The sequence below is a fragment of the Gemmobacter lutimaris genome (assembly GCF_003570715.1).
Lineage (GTDB): Bacteria > Pseudomonadota > Alphaproteobacteria > Rhodobacterales > Rhodobacteraceae > Gemmobacter > Gemmobacter lutimaris.
This window is the reverse complement of record NZ_QXXQ01000020.1, coordinates 1-26,401: the sequence shown is the minus strand read 5'-3', so window position 1 is coordinate 26,401 and position 26,401 is coordinate 1. Positions and strand designations below refer to the sequence as shown.

The 26,401-nt window shown below is 63.6% G+C and carries 31 protein-coding genes and 1 pseudogene; 23 read left to right on the top strand and 9 right to left on the bottom strand.

The window, feature by feature from the left end; translation table 11 throughout:
- Window positions 1–72: 72 nt before the first annotated feature.
- The 4 genes from D2N39_RS20535 to D2N39_RS20520 are packed head-to-tail and all read left to right on the top strand — an operon-like array spanning window position 73 to window position 2,010.
- Window positions 73–363, top strand: a complete 291-nt coding sequence (locus D2N39_RS20535) for an ArsR/SmtB family transcription factor (RefSeq protein ID WP_199725326.1) — start codon at window positions 73–75, stop codon at window positions 361–363.
- Window positions 360–1,358: a permease gene (locus D2N39_RS20530; RefSeq protein ID WP_119136643.1), complete on the top strand. Its 999-nt coding sequence runs from the start codon at window positions 360–362 to the stop codon at window positions 1,356–1,358. Before D2N39_RS20535 ends, D2N39_RS20530 begins: the two co-directional genes overlap by 4 nt.
- Before the next feature lie 14 nt (window positions 1,359–1,372).
- Window positions 1,373–1,600 carry a thioredoxin family protein gene (locus tag D2N39_RS20525; protein ID WP_119136642.1) on the top strand — a complete coding sequence of 76 codons (228 nt, stop codon included), beginning with the start codon at window positions 1,373–1,375 and terminating at the stop codon, window positions 1,598–1,600.
- Window positions 1,600–2,010: an OsmC family protein gene (locus D2N39_RS20520; protein WP_199725325.1), complete on the top strand. Its 411-nt coding sequence runs from the start codon at window positions 1,600–1,602 to the stop codon at window positions 2,008–2,010. Before D2N39_RS20525 ends, D2N39_RS20520 begins: the two co-directional genes overlap by 1 nt.
- Here D2N39_RS20520 and arsH read toward each other — a convergent pair.
- Genes arsH through D2N39_RS20500 form a run of 4 tightly spaced genes read right to left on the bottom strand, consistent with a single transcriptional unit; the run spans window position 1,996 to window position 4,466 of the window.
- The gene (gene arsH, locus D2N39_RS20515) at window positions 1,996–2,712 is read right to left on the bottom strand and encodes an arsenical resistance protein ArsH (RefSeq protein ID WP_119136640.1); all 717 of its coding nucleotides are present in this window, start codon (window positions 2,710–2,712) and stop codon (window positions 1,996–1,998) included. The two genes, D2N39_RS20520 and arsH, sit on opposite strands and share 15 nt — an antisense overlap.
- A complete protein-coding gene (gene arsC, locus D2N39_RS20510; RefSeq protein WP_119136639.1) occupies window positions 2,705–3,133 on the bottom strand; it encodes an arsenate reductase (glutaredoxin) in 429 nt (142 codons plus the stop codon). The genes arsH and arsC overlap by 8 nt, the downstream gene beginning before the upstream one ends.
- The gene (arsB, locus tag D2N39_RS20505; protein WP_119136638.1) at window positions 3,130–4,149 is read right to left on the bottom strand and encodes an ACR3 family arsenite efflux transporter; all 1,020 of its coding nucleotides are present in this window, start codon (window positions 4,147–4,149) and stop codon (window positions 3,130–3,132) included. The genes arsC and arsB overlap by 4 nt, the downstream gene beginning before the upstream one ends.
- Window positions 4,146–4,466 (bottom strand): ArsR/SmtB family transcription factor, encoded by a 321-nt coding sequence (locus D2N39_RS20500; protein ID WP_119136637.1) that lies wholly within the window; start codon window positions 4,464–4,466, stop codon window positions 4,146–4,148. Before D2N39_RS20500 ends, arsB begins: the two co-directional genes overlap by 4 nt.
- Window positions 4,467–4,721: 255 nt before the next feature.
- Here D2N39_RS20500 and D2N39_RS20495 point away from each other — a divergent pair, with 255 nt between their 5' ends.
- The 3 genes from D2N39_RS20495 to D2N39_RS20485 all read left to right on the top strand — a co-directional run bounded on the left by D2N39_RS20495 (window position 4,722) and on the right by D2N39_RS20485 (window position 8,808).
- On the top strand, window positions 4,722–5,921 hold the full coding sequence (locus D2N39_RS20495) for a DUF932 domain-containing protein (RefSeq protein WP_119136636.1): 1,200 nt from the start codon (window positions 4,722–4,724) through the stop codon (window positions 5,919–5,921).
- Window positions 5,922–6,115: 194 nt separating this feature from the next.
- On the top strand, window positions 6,116–6,556 hold the full coding sequence (locus D2N39_RS20490; RefSeq protein ID WP_119136655.1) for a JAB domain-containing protein: 441 nt from the start codon (window positions 6,116–6,118) through the stop codon (window positions 6,554–6,556).
- 113 nt (window positions 6,557–6,669) lie between these two features.
- Window positions 6,670–8,808 (top strand): ParB/RepB/Spo0J family partition protein, encoded by a 2,139-nt coding sequence (locus tag D2N39_RS20485; protein WP_119136635.1) that lies wholly within the window; start codon window positions 6,670–6,672, stop codon window positions 8,806–8,808.
- A gap of 62 nt (window positions 8,809–8,870) precedes the next feature.
- On the opposite strand, the gene D2N39_RS20480 is transcribed toward D2N39_RS20485, so the two are convergent.
- Entirely contained in the window at window positions 8,871–9,032 is a 162-nt protein-coding gene (locus D2N39_RS20480; RefSeq protein WP_199725323.1) for a hypothetical protein, read from the bottom strand.
- 769 nt (window positions 9,033–9,801) lie between these two features.
- Between D2N39_RS20480 and D2N39_RS20470 the strand changes: the two genes are divergently transcribed.
- Entirely contained in the window at window positions 9,802–10,125 is a 324-nt protein-coding gene (locus D2N39_RS20470) for a DUF736 domain-containing protein (protein ID WP_119136654.1), read from the top strand.
- Window positions 10,126–10,212: 87 nt separating this feature from the next.
- Here D2N39_RS20470 and D2N39_RS20465 read toward each other — a convergent pair whose 3' ends face one another.
- Both D2N39_RS20465 and D2N39_RS20460 read right to left on the bottom strand, forming a co-directional pair.
- Complete coding sequence (locus tag D2N39_RS20465; RefSeq protein WP_119136653.1) at window positions 10,213–11,250, bottom strand: nucleotidyl transferase AbiEii/AbiGii toxin family protein; 1,038 nt, start codon at window positions 11,248–11,250, stop codon at window positions 10,213–10,215.
- Window positions 11,243–11,836 carry a DUF6088 family protein gene (locus tag D2N39_RS20460; protein ID WP_119136652.1) on the bottom strand — a complete coding sequence of 198 codons (594 nt, stop codon included), beginning with the start codon at window positions 11,834–11,836 and terminating at the stop codon, window positions 11,243–11,245. Before D2N39_RS20460 ends, D2N39_RS20465 begins: the two co-directional genes overlap by 8 nt.
- 661 nt (window positions 11,837–12,497) lie before the next feature.
- Between D2N39_RS20460 and D2N39_RS23165 the strand changes: the two genes are divergently transcribed.
- The 10 genes from D2N39_RS23165 to D2N39_RS20415 all read left to right on the top strand — a co-directional run bounded on the left by D2N39_RS23165 (window position 12,498) and on the right by D2N39_RS20415 (window position 17,463).
- A complete protein-coding gene (locus tag D2N39_RS23165) occupies window positions 12,498–12,662 on the top strand; it encodes a hypothetical protein (protein ID WP_168775702.1) in 165 nt (54 codons plus the stop codon).
- 185 nt (window positions 12,663–12,847) lie between these two features.
- The gene (locus D2N39_RS20455; protein WP_119136633.1) at window positions 12,848–13,342 is read left to right on the top strand and encodes a DUF6878 family protein; all 495 of its coding nucleotides are present in this window, start codon (window positions 12,848–12,850) and stop codon (window positions 13,340–13,342) included.
- 10 nt (window positions 13,343–13,352) lie between these two features.
- The gene (locus D2N39_RS20450) at window positions 13,353–13,730 is read left to right on the top strand and encodes a DUF6915 family protein (RefSeq protein ID WP_119136632.1); all 378 of its coding nucleotides are present in this window, start codon (window positions 13,353–13,355) and stop codon (window positions 13,728–13,730) included.
- A 1-nt stretch (window position 13,731) separates the two neighbouring features.
- Window positions 13,732–13,938, top strand: a complete 207-nt coding sequence (locus D2N39_RS20445) for a hypothetical protein (protein WP_119136631.1) — start codon at window positions 13,732–13,734, stop codon at window positions 13,936–13,938.
- A gap of 75 nt (window positions 13,939–14,013) precedes the next feature.
- Entirely contained in the window at window positions 14,014–14,454 is a 441-nt protein-coding gene (locus D2N39_RS20440; protein WP_119136630.1) for a hypothetical protein, read from the top strand.
- Window positions 14,451–15,329, top strand: a complete 879-nt coding sequence (locus D2N39_RS20435) for a DUF7007 domain-containing protein (RefSeq protein WP_119136629.1) — start codon at window positions 14,451–14,453, stop codon at window positions 15,327–15,329. Before D2N39_RS20440 ends, D2N39_RS20435 begins: the two co-directional genes overlap by 4 nt.
- Window positions 15,330–15,455: 126 nt before the next feature.
- A complete protein-coding gene (locus D2N39_RS20430; protein ID WP_119136628.1) occupies window positions 15,456–16,019 on the top strand; it encodes a hypothetical protein in 564 nt (187 codons plus the stop codon).
- 63 nt (window positions 16,020–16,082) lie between these two features.
- Entirely contained in the window at window positions 16,083–16,727 is a 645-nt protein-coding gene (locus D2N39_RS20425; protein ID WP_119136627.1) for an antitoxin of toxin-antitoxin stability system, read from the top strand.
- Between the two features lie 72 nt (window positions 16,728–16,799).
- Window positions 16,800–17,054 (top strand): type II toxin-antitoxin system prevent-host-death family antitoxin, encoded by a 255-nt coding sequence (locus D2N39_RS20420; RefSeq protein ID WP_119136626.1) that lies wholly within the window; start codon window positions 16,800–16,802, stop codon window positions 17,052–17,054.
- Window positions 17,044–17,463: a hypothetical protein gene (locus D2N39_RS20415; RefSeq protein WP_233557326.1), complete on the top strand. Its 420-nt coding sequence runs from the start codon at window positions 17,044–17,046 to the stop codon at window positions 17,461–17,463. The genes D2N39_RS20420 and D2N39_RS20415 overlap by 11 nt, the downstream gene beginning before the upstream one ends.
- A 20-nt stretch (window positions 17,464–17,483) precedes the next feature.
- On the opposite strand, the gene D2N39_RS20410 is transcribed toward D2N39_RS20415, so the two are convergent.
- Window positions 17,484–17,774, bottom strand: coding sequence for a hypothetical protein (locus D2N39_RS20410; protein ID WP_119136625.1), 291 nt, complete (start codon window positions 17,772–17,774; stop codon window positions 17,484–17,486).
- A 166-nt stretch (window positions 17,775–17,940) separates the two neighbouring features.
- On the opposite strand from D2N39_RS20410, the gene D2N39_RS20405 reads away from it, so the two are divergent.
- Entirely contained in the window at window positions 17,941–18,363 is a 423-nt protein-coding gene (locus D2N39_RS20405; RefSeq protein ID WP_119136624.1) for an antirestriction protein, read from the top strand.
- Between the two features lie 783 nt (window positions 18,364–19,146).
- Window positions 19,147–19,470: a DUF736 domain-containing protein gene (locus D2N39_RS20400; RefSeq protein ID WP_119136623.1), complete on the top strand. Its 324-nt coding sequence runs from the start codon at window positions 19,147–19,149 to the stop codon at window positions 19,468–19,470.
- 224 nt (window positions 19,471–19,694) lie between these two features.
- Here D2N39_RS20400 and D2N39_RS20395 read toward each other — a convergent pair whose 3' ends face one another.
- The gene (locus tag D2N39_RS20395; RefSeq protein ID WP_119136622.1) at window positions 19,695–20,414 is read right to left on the bottom strand and encodes a hypothetical protein; all 720 of its coding nucleotides are present in this window, start codon (window positions 20,412–20,414) and stop codon (window positions 19,695–19,697) included.
- A 152-nt stretch (window positions 20,415–20,566) separates the two neighbouring features.
- On the opposite strand from D2N39_RS20395, the gene D2N39_RS20390 reads away from it, so the two are divergent.
- The 3 genes and pseudogenes from D2N39_RS20390 to D2N39_RS20380 form a co-directional block, all read left to right on the top strand.
- The gene (locus D2N39_RS20390) at window positions 20,567–21,427 is read left to right on the top strand and encodes a LysR family transcriptional regulator (RefSeq protein WP_199725322.1); all 861 of its coding nucleotides are present in this window, start codon (window positions 20,567–20,569) and stop codon (window positions 21,425–21,427) included.
- Window positions 21,428–21,754: 327 nt separating this feature from the next.
- A complete protein-coding gene (locus tag D2N39_RS20385; RefSeq protein WP_119136621.1) occupies window positions 21,755–26,074 on the top strand; it encodes a strawberry notch-like NTP hydrolase domain-containing protein in 4,320 nt (1,439 codons plus the stop codon).
- A pseudogene (locus tag D2N39_RS20380) lies at window positions 26,074–26,274 on the top strand (DNA primase); the annotation flags it as partial. The gene D2N39_RS20385 and the pseudogene D2N39_RS20380, both read left to right, overlap by 1 nt.
- Between the last annotated feature and the right edge of the window lie 127 nt (window positions 26,275–26,401).

Here is a 26,401-nt window from a genome sequence, read left to right as displayed (position 1 = left end):
GCGCTGCTTGATCCAGATCACGGCACTGGTCGCCCGCTCATGCGCAGATGCGCATGAAGGGGAGTGCCTCCAATGATCTTGGCCGTTCTGTCTGCCCTTGCCGAACCGACCCGCCTTGAAGCCATGCGCCTGCTGGCCGATGGCTCGGAACACTGTGTCTGCGAGCTGATGCGAAAGCTGGGAGCCACCCAAAGCCGGATGTCGCGGCACATGCAGGTGCTGAAGCAGGCGGGGCTGGTGCTGGACCGGCGCGACGCGCAATGGGTGCGCTACCGGATCAACCCAGAACTGGCGCCATCCCTCGCGCGCCTCGTTGAAGCCGCGCTGGAGCGCCCGATCATGGTCACGGAGCGGGCAGCATGAGCGTGTTCGGCTGGCTGAACGACCAGTTGCTGCGGATGACCTGGCTCAACGATCTGGTGGGGCAGGGCGTGGCGGCCGTCGGGCTGGACCCTGCCTCGCAGCTGGGCGGGTCGGTGCAGTTCTTCGTCTATGACGTGATCAAGATCTTCATCCTTCTCTCGGTGCTGATCTTCGCTATTTCTTACGTCCAGAGCCATTTCCCGCCCGAACGGACGCGCGCCATGCTGGGCGGGCGGTCCGGCCTGGGTGCCAATACGCTCGCGGCCCTTCTGGGCACGCTGACGCCGTTCTGTTCCTGCTCGTCGATCCCCTTGTTCATCGGCTTTACCGCGGCGGGGCTGCCGCTGGCGGTGACCTTCTCGTTCCTGATCTCCTCGCCGCTTGTCGACCTGGCCTCGGTCATCCTGCTGGCGTCGATCTTCAGCTGGCCCATCGCGCTGGCCTATGTCGCGGTCGGGCTGGTCGTGGCCATTGTCGGCGGCACGGTGATCGGGCGGCTGGGGATGGAGGATCAGGTCGCGGATTTCGTGCGCACCGTGCCGGTGACGGGCGAGGCCGCGACGATGGCGACGGGCGAGCGGCTGGCCTATGCCAGGGATCAGGTGGTCGAGATCGTGCACCGGGTCTGGCCCTATGTGCTGATCGGGGTGGGCATCGGGGCCGCGATCCACAACTGGGTGCCCGCCGAGATGATTTCGGCCCTTCTGGGGCAGGACAAGTGGTGGTCGGTCCCGGTGGCGGTGCTGGTGGGGATCCCGATGTATGCCGACATCTTCGGCACCCTGCCGATTGCCGAGGCACTGGTGGGCAAGGGCGTGGGCCTTGGCACGGTGCTGGCCTTCATGATGGCGGTGACCGCCCTGTCGCTGCCCTCGCTGATCATGCTCAAGCGGGTGGTCAGGATGCCGCTTCTGGTCACCTTCACCGGCGTCGTGACGCTTGGCATCCTGTCCATCGGGCTGATCTTCAATGCCATAACCCACTGGTTCATCTGAGAAAGGACCACATCATGATCATCAAGATCCTTGGCTCGGGCTGCAAGAAATGCGTGGCCTTGGGCGAGAATGCAAAGGCCGCGGCAGCGGCCGCAGGGAAAGAGGCCGAGATCGTCAAGGTCACCGACTTTGCCGAGATCGCCGCCTATGGGGTGATGTCGACGCCGGGGCTGGTGGTCGATGAAAAGGTCGTCTCGACCGGCAAGGTGCTGACGGCGGAAGAAATCGGAAAGCTCATCTGATGGAGTATCGCGTCCACGCCCGCCGCATCGACGCGCATGGCAGTCTTGCCGTGGCGAAGGAGGCCGAAGTCACGCTCGACACCGATCTGGCGGGGCGGCGCGATGCGATGAACCCTGTGGAACTGCTGCTGTCGGCACTGGCCGCCTGCATGCTCAAGGGGATCGAGCGGGTGACGCCGATGCTGCATTTCCAGATCGACGGGGCCGAGGTTGCTCTGGAAGCGATCCGCCAGGACGCACCACCGAAGCTGACGTTGATCCGGTATGAGATCGTCGTCGACAGTGCCGAGACCGACCAGCGGCTGGACCTTCTGCACCGCAACATCCTGAAATACGGCACGATCTCGAACACGCTTTCGGGGGCCGTGCCACTGGAAGGCTCCCTACGCCGCGCCTCAAGTGGCAACTGACAGGTTCACCCGCTTCATCAGGGCCTCGGCACTTTCCTTGCGCTCGGAATAGCGGTCCACGAGGTAATCAGCCCGGTCGCGCGTCAGCAGGGTGAACTTCATCAGTTCTTCCATCACATCGACGATCCGGTCATAAAGCGGCGAGGGGCGCATCCGCCCGGTTTCGTCGAACTCCTGGAAGGCCTTGGGGATGGAGGACTGGTTGGGGATCGTCAGCATCCGCATCCAGCGGCCAAGAACACGCATCTGGTTGACCGCGTTGAAGCTTTGCGATCCGCCCGAGACCTGCATGACGGCCAGCGTCTTGCCCTGCGTCGGCCGCACCGCTCCGTCGGAGAGTGGGATCCAGTCGATCTGCGTCTTCATCAGTCCGGTCATGGCGCCGTGCCGTTCAGGGCTGGACCAGACCATCCCCTCGCACCACGCCACCAGTTCTCGTAGTTCACGCACCTTGGGGTGGCTTGAATCCACGCCGTCATCGACCAGCGGCAGACCGGAGGGGGTGAAGAACCTGACCTCCGCCCCAAGCCGGGTCAGGATCCGCCCCGCCTCCTCGGCCGCCAGCCGCGAAAAGCTGCGGGTGCGTAGAGAGCCGTAGAGGATCAGGATGCGCGGCGGATGCGCAGGGGCAGTGCCACCGAACAGCCGGTCGCGGTCGATGGCGGGGAACATCGCATCGTCGATGTTGGGCGTATCAGACAAGACGATTTCCCTCCGCGTCGATGATCATCTGCCCGTCCTCCTTGGCCAGAGGGCCTGGGGGCAAGCGGTCCAGCAGGTCCAGAACCACCTCGGACGGGCGGCACAGGCGCACGCCCTTGGGCGTGCAGACGATGGGGCGGTTCACGAGGATCGGATGCGCAACCATCGCGTCCAGAAGCTGATCGTCCGTCACGTCCGCGGCGGTCAGGCCCATCTCCTCGGCTGGCGAACGGGCGACGCGCAAGGCATCGCGCGGGGTAAGGCCCGCCGCGGCAAACAGCGCCAGAAGCTGCGGGCGGGTCCAGCCTTGCTTCAGGTAGTCGATGACCACGGGCGCATATCCGGCGGCGCGGATGATCCCGAGAACGTTGCGCGATGTCGCGCAATCGGGGTTGTGGTGGATAACGACGGGAAAGCTCATGCCGGGAACCTGCCGCGCGTGCGGTTGGCGAAAGCAACCAGCGACAGCATCACCGGCACCTCAACCAGCACGCCCACAACCGTGGCGAGCGCAGCACCGGAGTTGAGACCAAAGAGGCCGATGGCCACGGCCACCGCCAGTTCGAAGAAGTTCGACGTGCCGATCAGGGCACAGGGTGCTGCCACCTTGTGGGGCAGCTTCCAGGCAAGGGCCCAGGCATAGCCAAGCGCGAAGATGCCGTAGGACTGGATGATGATCGGCACGGCGATCAGCGCGATCAGCAGCGGTTGGGCGATAATCACCTGCCCTTGGAAGCCGAACAGCAGCACCACCGTCAGCAAGAGGCCGAGGACGGACCCAGGCTTGATCCGCACGGTGAAGTCCGCAACCGCCGCTTCAACGCCACGCGCCATCAGGGCGCGTCGGGTGAGCGCCCCGGCGATCAGCGGGATCACGATGTAGAGGACCACCGACAGGATCAGCGTCTCCCACGGCACGCTGATGTCAGTGACACCCAGCAGGAAGGCTACGATGGGGGCGAAGGCCACGACCATGATCAGGTCGTTCACGCTCACCTGCACCAGGGTGTAGTTGGGATCGCCCTTCGTCAGCTGTGACCAGACGAAGACCATCGCGGTGCAGGGCGCAGCGCCAAGCAGGATCAGCCCTGCGATATACTCGGGCGCCTTGGCCGGGTCGATCAGCCCCGCGAACAGGTGATCGAAGAACAGCACCGCCAGCGCCGCCATCGTGAAGGGCTTGATCAGCCAGTTGATCACCAGCGTGATGACCAGACCCTTCGGCCGCCGCCCCACATCCTTCAGCGACCCGAAGTCGATGGCGATCATCATCGGATAGACCATCGCCCAGATCAGCAGGGCAACGACCAGGTTGACCGAGGCATATTCCAGCCCGGCCAGCACACCGAACAGGCCTGGCGCAAGGTTGCCCAGCACAAGGCCCGCAAGGATGCAGAGGGCGACCCAGAGGGTCAGCCAGCGTTCGAACAGGCTCATGGGGTTTCCTTCCGGGTGGGGACGCAGCAGACATCGCCGGGGAGCGCTGTCAGGCTGGCGATGAACTCCGCCAGCGGGGCCAACGCATCGGGGTTCAGCGCATAGCAGACACGCGGCCCGTCGATCTCGCCCGAAATGATCCCCGCCGCCTTGAGGATGCGCAGGTGCTCTGACACGGTTGATTGCGCGAGACCCACCGCGCCCACGATATCCCCGCCGATGCAGCCGGGCGTTGCCTGCAACAGTCTCACGATCCGAAGGCGTGCCGGATGCGCGAGGGCTTTGGAAAGTTCCGCCAGTTGGTCGTCATGGTGCATGAGTGGCTCCACATACCGTTTATCGTCGATAAACGATAAAATGGCGCGAAGCAAGGCGTCAGTTTTGGATGCGGATGCGCACAAAACGTTCGTTCCTTCAGTCTGTAATTCAGCGGCTGGAAGGCGACAGAATGAAGTAATGGACTGTCCGCTTCCCGCCCTTCACGTCGGCCAGAGTAAGAGGAAGCTGGTTTCCCGGTGACGGGTTGAGGGTTCGGGAGAGTGGCTCCCGGCGTCCGTCGCGGGAGATAGCTGATGGGTGTTGTGGAGGTTCAGGATCCGGTCGCGCCGGCCCGGTCGGGTGGCTGGAAGGTAGATGTAAGCCGGGGTGAGCGGAACGGGCGGGTGTCGTCCGAATGGTTCAACCGGCCGGATGACGAGCGGTATCTCTCGCTCGATGAACTCTGGGCCTCGGTGAAGGGTCGGTCTGAGCGCAGTCGGTCCCGTGTCGTCGCGACGGCCGACATCCGGGTCGAGGCCGCGCGCGACAACCCCGAGCGGTTGCATCTGATGCTGCCGAAGGCTCATGAACCCGTCGCACCCACGCACTGGGCCTTCGGCCAGCTCGCCAGCATCATTGGCGCTCCGGCCTCCTACCTGCGGCAGCTGCCCGCGCCGTTGGCGGGGATCAACCTGCAATATGGCCTGACCAACCACCGCGCCGAGCAAGTGAAGACCTTCGAGACGGAAGATGGTCGCACGGAACTGCGCGCGGTCACCGGGCCGGACTACGGCCGCATCCATGACTATGAACTGGTCGAGGCGGTCCAGCGCATCGCGGGCAATGGCACGGGCGACACGCGCTGGAAGGTGCCGGGCGTGCTCGACTGGTCGACCGGGGTCTACAACCCCGATGTCGAGATCAGCCGCGACACAACCACGCTCTATGCCTCGGACCGCGACGTCTTCCTGTTCCTGGTCGACGATCACAACCCAATTGAGGCGGGCCGGCTGCCCGACGGCTCCCCCGATCTCTACTTCCGGGGTTTCTACTGCTGGAATTCCGAAGTGGGGGCCAAGACGCTGGGCATGGCAAGCTTTTACCTGCGGGCGGTCTGCCAGAACCGGAACATTTGGGGGCAGGAAGAGTTTCAGGAAATCACCATCCGCCACTCGAAGTATGCCGCCTCCCGCTTTGCCCATGAGGCCGCCCCGGCCCTAACGCGGTTTGCCAATTCCTCGCCGCAGGGCTTCGTGAAGGGCATCAAGGCCGCGCGGCAGCAGATCGTGGCGCGGACGGATGAGGACCGGGACAACTTCCTGAGGAAACGCGGCTTCTCGAAAGCCGAGTCCAGCAAGATCATCGAGAAGGTGCTGATGGAAGAGGGCCGCCCACCGGAAAGTATCTTTGACTTCGTGCAGGGCATCACGCGGCTTGCGCGCGACAAGACCCAGCAGGATGCCCGTCTCGACATGGAAGGCCGGGCCAAGAAGCTCCTCGATCACGTCGGCTAAGCATCGGCAGTGGGGCAGGGGGCTCCGTGGCCTGCTGCCCCGCCTTTTCGCCTTCCTCCAATTTCGGCCAATTCGCCTTGGCGGCAAGATGCTGTCCGGGCGATTTCGGCTGGGATCAGTAAATGAGACCAGACATGACCCGCTTTTTCGAACACCCCGCCACCTTCATCCCGCGTCGCTCTTGCTGCGCCGAGCTGACCGCACAAGAGCAGGCCACGATCTTTGCCGCCCGCGAGATCCTTGCCCGCCACATCAACCGTAATCCTGTGCTGGCGTCTTGGGCTGCGCTTCTGGACTATTGCGCGCTCGCAGTTCGCGGTGAGGTCGAACGGTTCCATGTGTTATACCTCGACCGCAAGAACCGCCTGATCTCCGACGAGCGCCTTGGCGTCGGTACGGTCGATCACGTCCCGGTCTATCCGCGAGAGGTTGTCAGGCGCGCCCTGGACCTCAATGCCTCGGCGCTGATCCTGGTCCACAACCACCCGTCCGGCGATCCCGAGCCATCGGAGGCCGACATCGCCATGACGAAGGAAGTTCAGAAGGCCTGTGGCGTCCTCGGCCTCACCTTGCACGACCACATCATCGTCGGTGCGGGACGGGAGGTCAGTCTGCGCGGCCGGGGGGATTTCTAATGACCAGCCCTGGCGCAGCGGCCGCGTGGGTCAGAGGGAGAGAAGGGCAGGGGGTTTTCGACGGGTTGGAAGTCGAGAGAGAGGTTCTCGGCGCCCGTCGGGAGATCGGTCCAATGACCAATATGCAGAAAATCACCCTCGCGTCCTCGCGGGATATCCCCTTCCACAATCTGGTCCTGAGCCAGTCTAACGTCCGGCGTGTGAAGGCCGGGATCTCGGTGGACGAACTGGCCGAATCCATTGCCCGCCGCGGCCTGATCCAGAGCCTGCACGTTTGCCCGGTGATCGGTGAGGATGGGGTCGAGACCGGAAAGTTCGAAGTGCCCGCTGGCGGCCGCCGTTACCGCGCGCTGGAACTGCTGGTGAAGCAAAAGCGCCTAGCCAAATCGGCCCCGGTGCCCTGCATCGTCAGCTCCGTCGATGATGGCGTGCTGATCGATGAAGTCTCACTGGCCGAGAACATCGAGCGGGCGCCGCTGCATCCTCTGGACCAGTTCCGCGCCTTCCAGGCGATGCGCGAGAAGGGCATGACCGAAGAAGCCATCGCGGCGGCCTTCTTCGTCGATGCCAAGGTGGTGAAGCAGCGCCTGCGCCTCGTCGCCGTCGCGCCGGTGCTCCTCGAAGTCTACGCCGCCGATGAGATGACGCTGGAACAGCTGATGGCCTTCACCGTCTCCAGCGATCACGCACGTCAAGCGCAGGTCTGGGAGGCGGTAAAGAATTCCTGGTCGAAAGAACCTTACCAGATCCGCCGCATGCTGACGGAAGGGTCTGTGCGGGCCTCTGACAAGCGCGCCCGGTTCCTCGGGCTCGATGCCTATGAGGCCGCGGGCGGCTTCGTCCTGCGCGACCTCTTCCAGCAGGATGATGGTGGTTGGCTGCAAGACTCTGTGCTGCTTGAACGCCTTGTTGGCGAGAAGCTGAAGGCGGAAGCCGAGGCCATCGCTGGCGAGGGCTGGAAATGGATCGAGGTCGCCGTGGGCTTTCCCTACGGACACACCATGGGCCTGCGCGAACTCCTGGGCACCACGGTCGATCTGACGAACGAGGAGCGGGCAACCCGCGAGGCGCTGCGTGACGAATACGACCGGCTGGAGGCCGAATATGCCGAGGCCGAGGACCTGCCCGAAGAGGTCGATCAGCGCTTGGGCGAAATCGAACGTCAGCTCAGCGCCTTTGATAGCCGCCGGATGGCCTTCGATCCCGATCAGATCGGCAGTGCAGGGGCCTTCGTCAGCATCGACAGCGACGGCAGTTTGCTGGTTGAACGCGGGTTTGTTCGGCCCGAGGATGAAGCGCGCGCAGAGCCGCTGGGCAATGCGGGTGACGTTGGCGCGGATGGCACCGAGCCGATGGACCCCGGCACCGGCGAACGCCCTGCTCCGGTGATCAGCATGGCTGGCGAAACGCGCCCGCTGGAGGAGGATGAGGACGAAGGCGATGCGATCAAGCCGCTGCCGGAGCGTCTCGTCATCGAACTGACCGCACATCGCACCCTGGCGCTGCGCGATGCCGTCGCCAACAACCCGCGCATCGCGATGACGGCGCTTCTGCACAAGTTGGTCACGGATTGCTTCGTCTCTCGCGCCTCCGGGGCCGCGCTTGAAGCCAATGTGCGCGACATCCACTTGGCCGTGCAGTCCGCAGATCTTGCCGACAGCTTTCCGGCCCAGAACATCGACACCCGCCACGCCGGTTGGAAGGCGGACATGCCGCTGGGGCAGGGGGATGATGTGCTCTGGGATTGGCTGCATGCGCTGGATGAGGCGAGCCGTCAGGCGCTCCTCGCCCATTGCCTCAGCTTCGGGGTGAACGCGCTCTACGAGCGTCCCAACCCCTACAGCGGCATGGGAATCAGCCAGCACGGTCTCGATCGCCGTCTGCGCGAGGCGGATCGTCTGGCCCGTACCACCGGGCTCGATCTCGTCGAGGCGGGCTGGAAGCCGACGGTCGCCAACTACCTCGGCCGCGTCACCAAGAGCCGCATCCTGGAAGCCGTGCGCGAAGGGGTGGGCGAAAGTGCGGCGCAGTTGATCGACCACCTGAAGAAGGGCGACATGGCGTGCGAGGCTGAACGGCTCCTCGACGGCTCCGGCTGGCTGCCCGAGCCGCTGCGGCTGGACGACCCCGATGCGGCTGCCGCTCCGGTGCAGGACGTCGGCAGCGATGAGCTTCCCGCCTTCCTCACGGAAGACGACGAGGCGCATCCTGAAGACGAAGAGGAGCGCCAGCAGCTGATCGCGGCAGAATGACCTGGAACGGGGTGGCTTCGGTCACCCCGTTTTTTCATGTGGGCGGATCGAGAGCGAATGCTTCATGCCATCCGTTCGGCGTAGCGCGTCTTAACGGCCCGATTGATGAACTGGTTCAGCCCATCTCCCGCCCGCGCCAGCACGATCATGCGGTCGATATTGGCCTGCCCAGCCGACAACGAGGTGTAGCGATAGATCGCTCCATCCTTGAACACGATATCCATATGCGTTGAGCCAATCTCATAGGCCCGGATGCCGGAATCCTGGTCCCAATCACGGTATGGAGTCACGGCTGGCCTCACTTTGCAAGATGTAGATTCAGCATAGAGCCTGTTCGTGTTTCGTTCAAGCTCGGGTGCGGATGCCGCGGCCCCGGTTTTCGAAAGGCGTTTGCTGGGCGATCATCGGCGCGGCGGTGAGTGGGGCAGGGGGACCAGGGCACATACACCGCCGTCTGTTTCTCAACGAATTGGGCGGAAGTAGTGGAGACCGCAGGCCAGATCGACCAGCATCTTGGCCCAATCGCGGCCAAGTCGCTCGAAGATCGTCATTTGCTTTGCCATCAGCGGGCAGACCTGAAGCCCGTCGGTGCGTCGTATACCGCGAGGCAGCAGGGCAGGGGAAGCGCACGCAGGCCTGGCGGTCTGAGTTGGTTCTCATCGCCTGTGGTGCCAGTCCTGTCTCTCCTGACGGGCCTTCAGGGTCGCCTTGATCTCCTCTCTCCGTCTGTCCCAGACCGCGTCCAAACGGCCTCTGGTGATGGGCTGATCTGCCCGAAGGACGGCTTCGCCTCGACCGCTTCGGCGCAACAGCGTCGTCACAACTTTCTTCCCCTGCCGGTGCGGGCACCGCCATTCCTCGCGGGACAAGAAAGTTCCTCCTGTGCTGTCCAGCCCCCGTGAAGGGGGTGCGCCAGAGGTCGCCTCCGGGTTGTCGATCGCCATCGAGGCCGCAAGGACGCGGGCCCGAAACATAGCAAAACGGAGAAAGAACATGGCGACCATCGGCACCTTCAAGAAGACCGGCAATGAATACACCGGCGAAATCTTCACCCTCAGCCTGCAGGCCAAGGGCGTGCGCCTCGTCCCCGATCTGCGGGCCTCGGGCGAGAATGCCCCCTCCCACCGGGTCCTGGTCGGCCGCGCCGAGATCGGCGCCGCCTGGACGAAGAAATCGAATGAGGGCCGCGAATACCTGGGCCTGAAGCTGGACGATCCGAGCTTCGCCGCGCCCATCTACGCCAACCTCTTCGATGACGAAGACGGCGAGGGCTACAGCCTCATCTGGTCCCGCCCCACCACCCGCCGCGGCGACTGATCGCAAAGGCAAAGGCCCCGGTCGAAAGACCGGGGCCGAAGGCTTCCTCCAAATCGGCGATAGCCGATCGTCGGCGCCTGATGGGCGTCAGCGGTTTGCATCGTCCTGGAACTGACCGATCCGAGCCAGGATGTCGTCGAAGGCAGGAGCCTTCGCGTCGAACATCATCGGGGCCATGGCCCGGTAATCGGCGCGGAGATCCTTGATCCTATCCTCACTGGGCACGAGCCGCAGCGATCCGGGCTTTGCGGTGTCATAGCTCGCCCATGCTGAGCGGAAGAAGATCGACTTGTGCCGCGTAACCTGTGCAAGGAGGTCGAAATCCTGCGCGGCCGCCTTCCCGTCGTCGGTCTCAAGCAGCATCGCGATATCGTAGAAGTGCCGCGAGAAATATTGCGGCGTGGGTGAGCCATCCGGCCGATGGGCTTCCGCATGGAGTGCCGTGACCTTCTCCCAGAAGGTACGTCGCGCAGAGAGGACGGTCACGGTTGTGTCGTGGTCCTCGAAGAAGGTGGGAAAATCGTCGGCCGCATAGGGCCGGATCACCCGCTCTTCTGTTGGCCACGGATCGCCGCGCGCTCCGAGTTCGAGTTTCACGCGGGGGATGATGTAGGACATTCCGGCATATTCGGTGTCGGAGAACGCCGACGGGTAGTGGAAGTTCACGGTTTGAGCATCAGCGGGATCAATGGCCAGGGACCACTCGCCTTTGTCAGGTTCTCCCATTGCGTTGACGAAGGCGGCCCGCAGAGCAGGGAGAAATCTGCCTGCGATATGGGCCGCGACATCGCTCCCGAGGTCATCGATCAGCTTCTCCGCCTTTTTCCGACCGAGTCCCTCCTTCTCGGGATCACGTTCGCCTGCGTATCCGAGGTCGGCGCGATCAAATGACAAGTCGATATCTTCGGAGAACCGCCGGATCGCGTTGTACGCTTTGGAGAGCGACGTCCCGCCCTTGAAGACAAGTGAGGCCGTCTCGCCCTTCGGTAAGGCAAAGATGCGCCTCAGGGTCCAGCAGACCCAGAAGTCCTTTTCGATGATCGTATTGGCGATACCCCGCATGGCGGCGCTCTCTCCGAAGAGTGCAGCCCGTTCGGCGAAGGGGAGACGGGCGACCTTATCCACGAAGGTCGCCCAATCCGTGACCGGCAATCGACAGAAGAGTAGCGCGCATCCAGGCAGGCGCTTGAACTGCGCTCTTGCTGAGGATCTTCTTGTCGCCGTCCGACAGGGTACGGGCCGCGACCTGCGCCACATCTGCAGCGCGGGACACGCCGACATGCCGCAGCGCCTGAACGACGGTCCCGGCTGGACTGCCGGGGGCGATCAGATGCTTAGGCGAGGCATGACGGAGATCCACGATGCGCTTGCCCAGCACGACGCGCCTGGAGGGGCCATCGGTGAGCCAGGAGCTTTGGGCGGCAACCTGGGTCGAAAGGCCAAGCGCGTTTGCGGCGCGGGCGCCGTCTATCTGCAGGTGCGAGCCGGTTTCCCGGGCGAGAGCCTGTGCCACATCGTCCGGCGCAGGGGACAGAGGCCCCAGTTTGGGGTGCAGCTTTGGAAAATCGTAAAGGCCGCGAGCAAGCCTTCGCAATTGGCCGGACTTCGTCAATCGGGACAGGGCTTGGTCGACAGCGGCCCGGGTGGCGATGTCTAGGAAATCACGCGGCGTGAAGACACTGCCGCGTCCATTTGCCCGGACACGCTTCATGACCCGATCGGGAACAGAGGCGGATGAGACCATCATATGTCAGAAAATAGGCTATGCTTTTCTGACAATCAAGTGTGGTGATCTTGAGTCTGGATGGTTGAGGCGCAAGGGTAAAAGCGTTCCTTCAAGAGAGCATGGCACATCCCGGCAGAGCCGGGACCGGGCTCTGGTCGTCCCGACGGGAGCCTGCCGGGCAGTCTCCCCCCATTCGGGCAGCGATCCCTTGCGCGACGGCCAATCTGGCCAGAATGAAAGCGCTGCCGAAGAGTTCGGCGCTTCGACCTGGTGCCAGGGATTTCCAGGGGGCGAGCATGCCCGCCCGTATTCATCATTTGCAGCGTTCCGCTTCTCTGTCCCGGTCTGAACCGCGCCGATCGCTAGCTACCCGCGTGGCCGCAAGGCTGGCGAGCGGTGGGCATCCTGTGACGGTGCGGGGCTCCTTTCCGGGTTCAAAGCCCCATCCCCCGCTTCCATTCGCTGTCCTTGGTCTGATCCGTCTCTTTGACACTCAACCCCAGAGGGGTCGGCTACGCGGGCGTGCCGCCCTCGCGGATTCGGGCGAGCCGAACGCACGAGGGTGATTGCATATCCGGTCAGACACTTCGGGCGCCTGTCGCGCGGGGGATGGTCCTCCGCCCCCAAGAAGACAGGAGCTGACCCCATGTCCAAGAAGGATGCCACCGCTTACGCCGCCAGCCTCGCCGCCACGCTGATGGTCGCGATCACCGTGTTTCAGGCCGGGGACGGCACGCATGGGGCGATGCCGTCCGATGAATACGATGGCGACGAGGCGCTCGTCGCCCTGGAAATCGATCCCTGGCAATGAGGCGCGCAAGCGCCTCATCCCCTTTCCGGGTCGCGCTGTTCCAGCGCGCCGGACCAGGGGAAACGGCGCCGAACCGAGGGGTCCGGCAAAGGAGAGGTCGAGGGGGGAGCGGGCAAGGCGAGCCCGCCGAGACAGAGAGAGCGGCGGCGGGCTCGCCTGTAACCCGCTCTTCCCGGAGATCCGAAATGACCATCCACCTTCCCGGCCGCGCTGCGCCGGCCCCTGAACTCCCGTCCGAACTGTCCCGCATCCTGGCCGAACAGGCTGAGCGTGAGGCTGCCGAAGTGGCATTGCACGCCCGAAACAAGGAGGTGCTCTTCGACGGTCTGCGCCAGGTCGGCATCGCCCATGTCCTCGTCAGCTTTGATGGCTCGGGCGACAGTGGCCAGATCGACAGCATCGAAGCCCGCAGTGGCCTTGATGCCAGAGTCACGCTGCCCGCCGCCCAGATCACCTTTGCCGGCATCGACTGGCAGTCTGGGGCCCCGACCGAGTGCCGCCTAACCCTCGAAGGCGCTGTTGAGGAACTGGTCTACGACCTCCTCTCTGACACTCATTCCGGCTGGCAGGACAATGACGGCGCCTATGGCGAGTTCTGCATCGATGCCCACGCCCGGACCATCCACCTCGAGTTCAACGAACGGTTCACCTCGTCCGAACTCTACACCCATGATTTCTGAGGGGGCGGCGATGGCACATCCATACCACCACGCGCTCTCCTCGGTGAAGAAATGGGGCGGCTCGGTCGAGGACTATCTCGTCCTTCACGAGTTTGTCGACGCCTCGAAACTCATCTTGGCGGACTTCCGGCATCGGGCGCTGCGTCATCATGCCGAGGGGATTTTCCTGTTGGAGCAGATCCACGGCAAGACCCTGACCCTGTCCACCGGCCGGGTTATCCCGACCCGTTGGGTGGGCGAGCAGCATGTCCGCGAGGATCTGGGCTTCATTCCGAGCTTTGCCGACTGGGCGCGATCGATCCGGGCAGAACCCTGGATGGGCCGGACCCAGATGATCAAGGGCGAGGTCGATCCGCATCTGGCGGGCCCGGTGCGGGAGGTCAGCTGACATGAGCCGCGTCTATCAGAGCCTCGGCCTGGCGCCCGAGGCCTCCCCCCTTACGCTCCTACGCACTGCGATCCGGCGGTTGCACCCCGACACGCTCGCGGTGCGCAGCTGGCGCGAGGCGCGCAAGCGCTACTACCGCGAGCTCTTGCAGGCCCATGCGGCAGCGCAGGCCACCGCCGACATCACCCAGCCCGCGGAAGCGGGCTGAATTCTTCCCTCCATTACAACGCACTTTGACCCGACCGTCGCGGCTTCGGGTTTTTCAGTCTGAAAGGAGCCCATCGTGGCTGATTATTTCACTCAATTCTCCTGCGTCCTGGACGTGGGCGCGGCTGACAAGGCCGTCGCGGCTCTTGATCTCTTCCTGCGCTTGTGCGCGGAAGAGGAGGACGCGGACAATCCCGAATTCTCGGGCTTCGCCCTTTCGCTGCAGGACGGTCCGGGCAGTTCGATCCTCTGGTTCCATGACGATGACGGTCAAGGCGATGTCGAAGGCGTCATCCGTTTCGTGCTGCGCCTCGCGGGAGAGCTCGGCCTCACCGGCCTCTGGGGCTTCGACTACTCCCACTCCTGTTCCCGGCCGAGGCTTGAGGCTTTTGGTGGCGGCGCCCATGTCATCGACCTCAGCGCCCGCAAGAGCATCGGCTGGGTAAGCACCCATGAATGGCTGACCGCCGCCCTGAACGGCGACGACGTGGACGCGGTGGAGGCGCTGGTCGCATGAACACTGCCGTTGCCACCCCCACGCCCGCTTCCTTCCCCGTCCCGGAATTCGGTCGCAGTGCCGCCGGTTTTGCAGTCGCCCGCATCGGCGATGCCGCCTATGCCATGATCCCCAAAGCCAAGGGTGGCCATTTCCTCGGCAGCGGCTGGCGATTGACCAAGCCGCTCTCGGACTGGAAGCGGTCCGATTTCTACGGCCATGGCGGCGATCTCGCGGACGAGGCCGCCTTCCGCGCATTTGTCCAAGAACAAGCCGAACATCAGGGCGAGGAAGCGACCCTTGGTCGGCAGGAATTCCGCGCCCATGCCAACACGCCCTGGGGACCGTCACAAGGCGCGGTCCGCTATGTCGAGGGCGTGGTGTTTCACACTACCTCCGGTCATGGCGGCTTCCAACTTGCAGCGGATCGCAATGCAAAGGTTCCTCCGCTCCTGCGCGAGCCTGGCGGCTGGTACGAGGAAGACTCCGCCTGGGCGGCCGTGGCTGTCGCCTGGCCCGACCTCTTCACAGGGTTCGAGCGGCGGCAGGCCGAAGAAACCCTGCGGAACAGCTGGCCGGATGCCTGGGAGGCGATCCATGGGCGAAAGCTCAAGCCCGGCGAGTCCCATGTGCGTGACGGCGAGGCTTTCGCCCGCGACCATGCGGAAAACTGGGTGGTGATCTCGGCGATCTATTCGGACCAGCAGCCCGGTTTCACCGAAGTCGTCGCCACGCGTGGCGGGCGTCGGGATCCCCAAGCCGAAGAGCGCCGCTTCCTTGTCCGCTCCGGGGATTGCAAGGTCGGCCGCTTCGGCTTCGTCATCGATGAAGCGCGCCATGTCGTCTATGACGGCCGGTCGAGCTTCATCGGCTGGCGGGGCAGGGCAGGGGGGTGACGAACCGGAAGGCGGGTGCCTGGTGTGCGGTCGGACACCCGCCAGAGGCAGAGGCGGGGGGATAGGGTCCGTGACGGGTCAACAGGTGGGAGGAGGTCTCCCGCCGCCCGTCGCGGAGTGACCCTGATGACCGCCCCCATTTCCCAGACCGCCTTCCGCGGCCCGCGCGACATCTTCGTTGGTGGGGCCTTGGCCCAGTTGCGCCTCGCGACCCGCCTGCCGCTGCGGGTCAGCTGCCAGTGCCGCGCGCATTGGGACGCCCCGGCGCTCGATCAGCTGCGCTTCGAGCGCGACGTGGAACTCGGCACCTTCGGCGACCTCGCATCCGCGATGGCCAAAGCCGCTACTTCCGTCGCGTCCGGTCTGATCGCTGCGGATCGCGACCCCGATCTGCGGATGGTGCCGCAGTTTGTCACTGTCCTCGATGCCGACCACTACCTCGTGCTGGCGGGCGAGGTGAAGGCGGACGGGATCGCCTGGTACACGCCAGTGGCCAGTGATGCTGAGGCGCGGAGCGTGGTCAGCGAGGCGTGCCACCTGCGGTCCGAGGCACGGGCGGCGGTGGGCGCCGGAAATCCGACTGGGGCGGATGCGCTGATCGTTCGGGCACGTGCGCTGGAAGGCCGTCTCGTCGATCCCTTCTGGCGCGACCTCGCCCGGAGCCTCATGGGCCACGCGCATGCCATCTGACCTTCTCCTTTCCGGACTTTACCCCGTTTCCGCCACCGCGTCGCGCCAAAGAGGGCTTTTCTTATGCTGGCACTGATCACCACCACCGTCTACCGCCTCGATGAACTTGATCAAGGTGCGAAGGACAAGGCCCGTGCCTGGTATCGCGAGGGCGGCTTCGACCATGACTGGTACGACGCCGTCTACGAGGATTTCCAGCGCATCGCGGAAATCCTCGGCATCCGAGTGAGAACCCGCACCGTCCGTTTGGTTGGCGGGCGGATACGCCAGGACCCCTGCATCTGGTTCACCGGCTTCTCGTCCCAGGGTGACGGCGCTGCCTGGGAGGGCTTCTGGTCTTACCGGAAGTCTGCGGCTGCCGATCTCCGTGCCTATGCGCCTCAAGATAAGATCCTTCATGGCATCGCCGAACGACTGCAGGCGGCACAGCGGCAGAACTTCTACCAGCTTCACGCCGAGGTCGCCCATCGTGGCACCTATTGCCATGCCTACAGCATGGCCATCGAGGTATGCCGCAACAGTCCGGTTGCACAGGAGATCGCCGGGGATGCCGAGTCCGTTGTCACCGAAGCGCTGCGCGATCTGGCCAACTGGCTCTATCGCCAGCTGGAACAGGAATACGACCATCTGACCTCAGACGAGTCGGTCGATGAGATGCTGTTGATCAACGGCTACACCTTCACCGAGGAGGGGCGGCAGTTCGGATAGAGGCGGGCCGCTCCGTCGCTCTTGCGGAATATCCAGAATATCTGTATATTCTGGACAAATGGAGGTCCCGGTATGCATGAGCTTCCCGAGTTCAAGGCTGCAGACCTGACGCGGCACACCAGCGAGCTGTTCGATGCGGCGATCCGGTCGCCGATTGCCATCACCAAGCATCGCAAGCCGAAATTCGTGCTGATGAGTATGGATCAATACCAACAGCTCGCCCGGGGTGCGACCCAGCAGGTTCACATGCTGGATGAGATGCCTGACGATTTGAAGGCCTTGATGATTGAAGGGCTGGAGCAGGACATGAACCAGGATGGCGAATAGGCCCAGCCCCGGCGAGGTGTTCCGCTACCCGTTCCTCTGGAAGCGGGAAGAACTCTCCGGCGAAACCGAAGGTCGCAAGAAGCGTCTCGTTTGCATCGCGGTGACTGTCGCGAGGCAGGATGGCGAGACCGTGGTCTTCATCCTGCCGATCACGACGCAGCCGCCGCAGCCCGCGCGCCACGCCATCGAAGTGCCGGAAATCGAGTCGCGGCGCGTCGCTCTGGAAGCCTATGTGCGCAAATTGATCATGCTTGACGAGGTCAGCACCGACATCGTCGAACGCTCCTATGTCTGGGATGATCGCAAGCCGCTTGGCGCATTTAGCCCGGCCTTCACGGCCAAGATTCGCGCCACGCTCCTGGCGCTTGCCAGGGCCGGGGCAGCAAAGCTCGTGGATCGCATGAAGTAATCGGTGGAGGTCTACTGACCTCACCGGTTCCCGTCGATCCACTTCGACATCAGCGCGCGGTCGCGGAAGCATTCATCCGGCACCGCGCGGCGCTTGATCCGCGCGAGCCGCTCGGCAAAGGCCACCTGCTTCGACGTCGGCTGGCCAGAGTCGGAGGGTTTCAGCTTCGCCTGCGCCTCGATCCAGGCGCTGAGCAAGCGGCGGTCCTGTTGGACCTCCCAAGGCAGAAGGCTCTGGTTCCGAAGCGCCAGCGACCGCGCATAGGCGATCTGGCGTTCGGTGGCGGGCAGGGCGAAAGGGGCAGCATCCATGATGGGTCTCCCATGCGGATCGTAGCCCTCAGTATAGAACATATAGGGAACAAAGTCAACTCCACGCCCGTGAAAGAGCGAGAGTTGGGTCGGAAATCCGGGGCGTTCGGGCGGGTCGAGAGAGCCGCCAGTACGTGTCTTTCACCCCTGATCAAGAGGATTTCCGATGACCGACGCTGCCTCCACCCTGAAACCCGCGACCCTCGTGCCCGAAGCGCGCCGCATGGCCTTCCTGCCCGCCCTCTTCAGCCCCGCGCTGATGCTGATCGGTGAGCGGGCCGTCTATCAGTTCATGTCCTGGCTGGCCCCGGATGACTACACCGGCGGCCTCTGGCATTTTCACGAGCGGGATGGCCGGCCCCTGTTCCTGTCGCCCGCCGCCGATAAGCGCTTCCGCATCTTCTGCGAGACCAACGGCTATATGGGCGAGGTTTCGGCAGAGGCTGCCGGGGTCATCGCCACTCTCTTTGCCCTGTCGCATCTGTCGTTCCGGCACGAAGCCGATCAGCTGTCGGAAGCCTATATGCGGCTTTACGAGTTCGCGGGCGAGCATCCCGAGGTGGGCGAGATCTTCAAGGCGATCGACTGACACTGGGCGGCGCCGATCTGACTGGCACCTCGCAATTCTGTGGCACCCTTCGGCGGTTTCGTCGGGGGGGGTGTTTGCATTTCGCGGATACAACTGGCTCAGGCTGGACATTCGGCGCAGACGCACTGTCCCGTGTCGTCGGCTGTTTCACGGCACGACGTCCCTGGCTTTTGACCCACCATTGCCAAGCGAACATCGGCGCAGCAGTGAGTAGGGCAGGGGACCAGGGCATACTCCGTGCCGTCTGTTTCTCACCGAATTGATCGGGGGAACAGGAGACCGCAGCCTGGATGGGCCAGCATCTTGGCCCAATCGCGGCCGCGTCATTCGAGGATCGTCTGTTGCTCTGCCCTCTGCGGGCAGACCAGAAACCAAGGGGGCGGCGAATGCCGCGAGACAGCAGGGCAGGGGGCGCGCGCGCAGGCCTGATGGGCCGAGGGTTCTCATTGCCGGTTACGCCAGTCCTGTCTCTCCTGACGGGCCTTCAGCGTCGCCTTGATCTCCTCTCCCCGTCTGTCCCAGGCCGCGTCCAAACGGCCTCTGGTGATGGGCTGATCTGCCCGAAGGACGTCTTCGCCTCGACCGCTTTGGCGCAACAGCGTCGTCACAACTTTCTTCCCCTGTCGGCGCGGTGCACCGTCATTCCTCGCGGGACAAGAAAGTTGCGCCTCGGCTGTCAGGCTCCCCAGGGGGACTGCGCCAGCAGTCGCCTCCGGGCTCTTTGATCGCCATCGAGGCCGCAAGGACGCGGGCTTGGATCACAGAGCAAAACGGAGAAAGATCATGGCGACCATCGGCACCTTCAAGAAGACCGGCACCGAATACACCGGCGAAATCTTCACCCTCAGCCTGCAGGCCAAGGGCGTGCGTCTCGCCGCCGACCTGCGGGCCTCCGGCGAGAACGCCCCCAGCCACCGGGTCTTGGTCGGCCGCGCCGAGATCGGCGCCGCCTGGACGAAGAAATCGAACGAGGGCCGCGAATACCTGGGCCTGAAGCTGGATGATCCGAGCTTTGCCGCCCCTATCTACGCCAACCTCTTCGATGACGAAGACGGCGAGGGCTACAGTCTCATCTGGTCCCGCCCCAACACCCGCCGTGGCGACTGATCGCCAATGCAAAAGGCCCCGGTTGAAAGACCGGGGCCGAAGCACTGCGGCTCCACACAAGGGCGGAGAGCGGACGGTCGCTGCGCAAAGGATGGAGGTCAGCAATGCGAACAAAGCGCCAATTCGCTGCAGTTACTCGAACGACCGCTTCACGATGATCTAAATTCGTTCGGGAAAGCGCCTGATGCGTTGCACCAGGCGCCTCTTGTTCCTGTCACATCGCGTTACTTGATGGCGAGGATGTCGAAGTTGTGGACGTTAGCGACCACACCGTCGTCCCACCCGCCAGCGACCAACTCCGCTGCCCGTTCGTTCAGCAGCCCGGCGACTTGACCGGCAAAGTGTGCTTCACGGCCAGCATTGTTGGCGAAGATGTCGAAGATTGCGAAGGATGTCTCGTCAATCTGCAGCGCCGCCCAGAACAGTGTGCCGGGTTCGCTTTCTCCGACGATGGGACCAGCTGCGGTCAGCAAGGCTGCCAATTCCGGCCCTCTGCCGGGTGCTGCTTCGAGCGTGATGTACGTGGCTGTCGTGGCCGAGTAGAGATCAACCGGTTCTTTCACCGACAGGACATCGGAATTGTTGATATTCGCGACAACACCATCGTCCCAGCCCCCGGCGACCAGCGCGTCGGCATTTTGGTTCAAAGCCGCGGCTACAGCGCCGGAGAAATGCGCATTGCGCGCTTTTTCATCCACGAAGATATCAAAGATCGCGAGCGTATCGTCGGCTTGCAAGGCAAACCAAAGCACGGTGCCTGGTTCGGTGTCCGCGACAATCGGGGCGGCTCCGGCCAGAAATTTGGCGAATGCTTCGGTCTGGCCTTCAGCGGCGGGCATGGCGATGTAGCTGGCAGTGTGATTTTCCATTGGGGTTTCCTGTGCGAGTGCAGATGTCGTGATCAAGGCCAAAGCGGCGAGTGTCTTGAGAATTTGGGCTTTCATGGTCGCCTCCTGATCGACAGGTCGTTGTGGTTTCGATGCACCCTTTTCCCATGCCGAATGCCTCAGACACCAATCCCGAACTTCTATTCTTTGATAGACATGTGCTATGGTGAACCTCATGGCGGAAAGTGACGGAGACCGTGGCAGTGGAGATGAACCAGATCAGGTATTTTTTGGCTGTCTGCCAGCATCGCAACTTCACCCATGCCGCTAGCGCCTCAAATGTTTCCCAACCGTCCCTGACGACCGCGATCAAGAAACTTGAACACGAGCTCGGTGGTGATCTGTTTGTCAGGGACCGCGCGGGATGCAGGTTGACGGCACTCGGAAAACTCATGCAGCCAAGGCTACAGAAGGCGCATGACGAAACGCAGGCAGCTAAGGCAGAAGCCGTCCGCCACACGCGACTAGAGCGGGTTCCTGTTTCTGTCGGTGTTGGCGAAACGATTGGTCACAACCGGATTTCAGCCGCCGTGGAACGCTTCCGTACACGATTGCCGCAAGCCGAAATAGAGTTGATCGTGGCGTCGGCCTCCAAGCTTCTGGCCGGATTGCGAGAGGGTGAATTTGACGTCGTAGTCACAGCAGCGACGGTCAGTGAAGACCTCTATCGAATAGACCGGCTCTATGACGAGTCCTACAAGGTTGTGGTGTCCAAGTCGCATCCGTTGTCTGAACGAGACGCTGTTTCTCTTTCGACACTCGCTGAAACTGACATGCTCGATCGACCCAATTGCGAAATGCGCGATGCGTTGCATCGGGCATGTGCAGACCAAGGTCTCGAACTCTACGCAGCCTATCGGTCAAATCGCGTGGATTGGTTAGTCGAACTCGCGCGGCAGGGATTAGGCGCGGTGATTTTGCCAACCACGGCAATTCCAGCAGACAGGGGCCTCGTTTCGATACCCATCGACGGCCCTGAAATTTCGCGAACTGTTTCTGCTCTTCGTTATCGGCACCAAACGACGAGACCAGAGACAAATGATCTGATCCGTGAGATTGCGCGTGTGTAGGCGTAGTATCATTGATGGCCGACATTCGCGCATAGTGCAGTAACTGGTACTTTGGGCTCCAAGTGGACCTTCGTTGCAATGACGTCGAACGGCAGCTCTGGGCCGACCACGTCGATCCTATGAAGATAATTTGGCACCTCCCGGCGTTCCGCCGGGACCGCGCTCTGGTCCTTCGGACTGGAGCTTGCCGCGGGCAGTCTCCACCCATTCGGGCGGCGATCCTTGGTGCGAAGAGGGAGAGGGGTGCCGGGACGGGTCAGGTCCGGCGGTTGAGAGAGAGAGCGCTGATCGGGCCTGACCTGTTCCTGCTCTCGTGAGGATTTCCCGATGAATGACCTTTCCCCGGCGACCTTGGCGCAGGCGCCGGTCGCACCGGCCTCTGCCATCCTGGCCACGGCTGGATTGCTGCTGCCCTTGCTCGAACGCGGACAGCGCCTGGACTCCTCCACGCTGCGCGCGGCAATGGAAACCGCCTTTGGCGCTACTGATGCCTCCGGCCTCTGGGACTGGAAGACGGCTTACGAGGCCTGCGAGGCCGCGACCGTCCTCTTCCTGTGGAAATACGGTCGCGCCATCTTCCGCCAAGCCCACACGCCCACAGCGCGACTGGCCGCCCTATCGAAGATCGCAGGCCTTCTGCCCAGTCACACGCGCCGCTCCGAGGAAAGCCAGGCGTTGCAGCAGTTTTCCACGCCAGTCCCGCTCGGGCTCGCCGCGCTGACTGCCGCATCAATCACGACCGACGACGTTGTGCTGGAGCCTTCAGCCGGAACCGGCCTCTTGGCCATCCTTGCCGAGATTTCCGGTGGCCGCCTGATCCTCAACGAACTTGCTGACACCCGGGCTGACCTCCTCTCCTCCCTCTTCCCGGCCCCTTCTATCACCCGGTTCGATGCGGCACAGATCCATGACCATCTCGATCCTGCCGTGGTTCCGTCGGTCGTCCTGATGAACCCGCCGTTCTCGGCGATGGCGAATGTCACTGGCAAAGTGCAGGACGCCGCGTTCCGCCACATCACTTCGGCGCTGGCGCGGCTCGCCCCGCGTGGGCGACTGGTCACGATCACCGGCGCGGGGTTTGGCCCTGACATGCCCGCCTGGCGCGATGCTTTCGTCAAGTTGCAGGAACGCGGGACTGTCGTCTTCTCGGCGGCGATTGACGGCTCGGTCTATGCGCGTCACGGCACGACGTTTCCGACGCGGCTGACTGTGATCGACAAGATCCCGGCCAACGATCCCACTTCGTTCCCGGCTTCTCCGGGCATGGCTCCTGACGTTGCGACCCTGTTCGGCTGGATTGCAGACTACATGCCGTCGCGCCTGCCGGTGGAATTGCCCAATCCGCCATTGCCGACCCTGCCCGCCGCAGCGCGGTCTGTTCGGGGCTATCTCGCTCGGGCAAACGCAGTGCCAACTCCCCGCAGACCCACCGCTTCGCCAGCCGCCGTCGAACTCGCCTACGAGGTTATCGATGCTGTGCCGCCCGACACTGCCCGCCTTTTGGATGCAATCTACGAAGAATACGGCCTGCAATCGACCCGGATTCCCGGCGCGGCCCCGCATCCGACTAAGCTGGTGCAATCCGCCGCCATGGCCTCGGTCGCTCCGCCGCGCCCGACCTATCGGCCCATGCTGCCTGCTGACATTTGCGGCCGGCTTTCCGATGCGCAGCTGGAAACCGTGATCTATGCAGGAGAGGCGCATTCTGACCGCCTCGCTGGAAGTTGGACCCTTGATGAGACCTTCGACACGGTCACCGCAGCGGCCGACGGAGCTTCGGGCTCGGTCCGCTTCCGCCGTGGTTTCATGCTAGGCGATGGCACCGGGGCAGGGAAGGGCCGCCAGTCGGCCGGGATCATTCTCGACAACTGGCTACGCGGTCGTCGCAAGGCAGTCTGGATCTCGAAATCGGACAAGCTGATCGAAGACGCGCAGCGCGATTGGTCAGCTCTCGGTCAAGAGCGTCTCCTGGTCACGCCCTTGTCACGCTTTGCCCAAGGCAAGCCAATCACGCTATCCGAAGGCATCCTCTTCACCACCTATGCGACGCTGCGCTCGGATGATCGCGGCGAAAAGGTCTCGCGCGTCCGGCAGATCGTGGACTGGCTCGGCAGCGACTTCGACGGTGTCATCATCTTCGATGAAAGCCACGCCATGCAGAATGCCGGTGGCGGCAAAGGCGAGCGCGGTGATGTGGAAGCCTCTCAGCAGGGCAGGGCGGGCCTGCGCCTGCAGCACGCACTGCCCAATGCCCGCGTGGTCTATGTCTCGGCTACCGGCGCCACGACGGTTCACAATCTCGCCTACGCCCAACGACTCGGCCTCTGGGGCGGCGAGGATTTCCCCTTTGCCACCCGCGCCGAATTCGTCGAGGCAATCGAGGCTGGCGGCGTTGCGGCCATGGAAGTTTTGGCCCGCGATCTGCGCGCCCTGGGCCTCTATACCGCGCGGTCGCTCTCCTATGACGGCGTCGAATACGAGTTGGTCGAGCATCAGCTGACCGAGGAGCAGCGGCGCATTTATGATGCCTATGCCGGGGCCTTCGCGGTGATCCACAACAACCTCGATGCGGCGATGGAGGCCGCCAACATCACCGGCTCCGATGGCACGCTGAACCGCCAGGCCAAGTCGGCTGCGCGTTCGGCCTTTGAGTCCACCAAGCAGCGCTTCTTCGGCCACCTTCTGACCTCGATGAAAACCCCGACGCTGATTCGGTCGGTCACAGCGGACCTCGCGGCAGGACATGCCGCCGTCATCCAGATCGTCTCGACCGGCGAAGCGCTGATGGAGCGGCGTCTGGCGGAGATCCCGACCGAAGAATGGAATGACCTGACGGTTGATGTCACTCCAAGAGAGTACGTAGGTTCGTACCTTCAGCATTCCTTCCCGGTGCAGCTCTATGAGCCTTTCACCGATGGCGAGGGTAATCTGTCGTCGCGCCCAGTGTTCCGCGATGGTCAGCCGGTTGAATGCCGCGAGGCCGTGCGCCGACGTGACGAGATGCTGGAACACCTCGGTTCGCTGCCCCCCGTTCCGGGCGCGCTCGATCAGGTGATCCAGCATTTCGGGACGGAGATGGTGGCGGAGGTGACGGGTCGGTCGCGGCGAATTATTCGCAAGGGCGAAGGTCCTGCGGCGCGGCTCGCGGTCGAGACTCGCGCGCCTTCGGCCAACCTTGCGGAGACGTCCGCCTTCATGGATGACCAGAAGCGCGTGCTGATCTTCTCCGATGCCGGGGGCACCGGGCGCAGCTATCACGCCGAGCTTTCGGCCAGGAACCAGAGGCTCAGGGTCCACTACCTGCTGGAACCAGGCTGGAAGGCTGATGCCGCAATCCAGGGCCTTGGCCGCACCAACCGGACCAATCAGGCGCAGCCGCCGCTGTTCCGGCCGATCTCGACCGATGTGAAGGCGGAGAAGCGCTTCCTCAGTACCATCGCCCGTCGCCTCGACACGCTCGGGGCTATCACCCGCGGCCAGCGTCAGACCGGAGGGCAGGGGCTGTTTCGGCCTGAGGACAATCTCGAAAGCCTCTATGCGCGAGATGCGCTGCGCCAGCTCTACCTTCTGATCGTGCGCGGCAAGATCGAAGGCTGCTCGCTGCAGCGTTTCGAGGCGGCGACGGGCCTGAAACTGATGGACACCAATGGCATCAAGGATGATCTGCCACCGATCACCACCTTCCTGAACCGCCTCCTGGCCCTGACCATCGAGATGCAGGGCATCCTCTTCACGGCCTTCGAACAGCTTCTCGAGGCCCGGATTGATGGGGCGATGGCGTCTGGCACCTACGACCTCGGCTTGGAGACCCTGCGCGCGGAAAGTTTTCTCGTCACCGACCGACAGGTGATTTACACTCACCCGACCACCGGCGCGGAAACCCGACTTCTCTCCATCACGCAACGCCGCCGCAACAAGCCGCGCTTGCTGGACGAAGCGCTCGCCGAACTCGACGACCCGCGCGCCGTGCTGATGGTCAACACCTGCTCGGGTCGGGCGGCGGTGCAGGTGCCGACCACCAGCCTGATGCTGGATGATGGCGAGATCGAACGGCGGGTCCGGCTGATCCGACCGACCGAGGCGCAAAACATCGCCATCCGCCTGATGGGCGGCACGCAATGGGTCGAAACAGATCGTCCGACCTTTGTCGCCGCCTGGAATGCCGAAGTCGCCGAAGTGCCAGAGTTTACCGACAGCACACTGCATGTCGTGTCTGGTCTTCTCCTGCCGGTCTGGAAACGCTTGCCCCAGGACGAAACCCGAGTCTATCGCCTGCAGACCGACGACGGTGAGCGGATCATCGGGCGCAGGGTTTCACCCACCTGGGCCGCCACGGCGACTGGGGCAAGGGTGCCCGACCTGACCGCTGAACAGGCCTATGCCGCGCTCATCGAGGGCAAGACCATCCTCGATCTGGCCGAGGGCCTGCAACTGCGCCGGTCCCGCGTCATGGGGGTGAACCGGATCGAGTTGATCGGGTTCTCTGAGGGCATGCGCGAACGGCTCCGGGCCTATGGCCTCTTCAGCGAGATCATCTCGTGGAAGCTGCGCTTCTTCGTGCCGGTCGGACCTGACGGCGCGGGAGTGCTTGCCAAGCTCTTCAACCTCTGGCCTATCTCCCGCATTTCCGAGCGTGAGGTTGCCTGATGTCCCGTATTGATGCCGCAGATTTGGCGCAGCGCCTTGGCCAACAGGCCGAGGCAGTCTGCCGAACCTATCTCTCCAACGGGCGCAGACAGGGCAATTACTGGCAGGTTGGCGATGTCCGCAACACGGCGGGGCGCTCGATGTTCGTGCGCCTCACCGGCCCCGTTTCGGGCAAAGGTGCCGCTGGCAAATGGCAGGACCATGTTGCGGCGCGGGTTATGTTGCCGGGCTTTGATTTCCCCTTTGTTTGTTTTGGGTTGCTGCCGTCGGCGCAACATAATGTCTGCGTCAGATTGGGGATATCATGATGCCCCGCAGTGCAGCGGA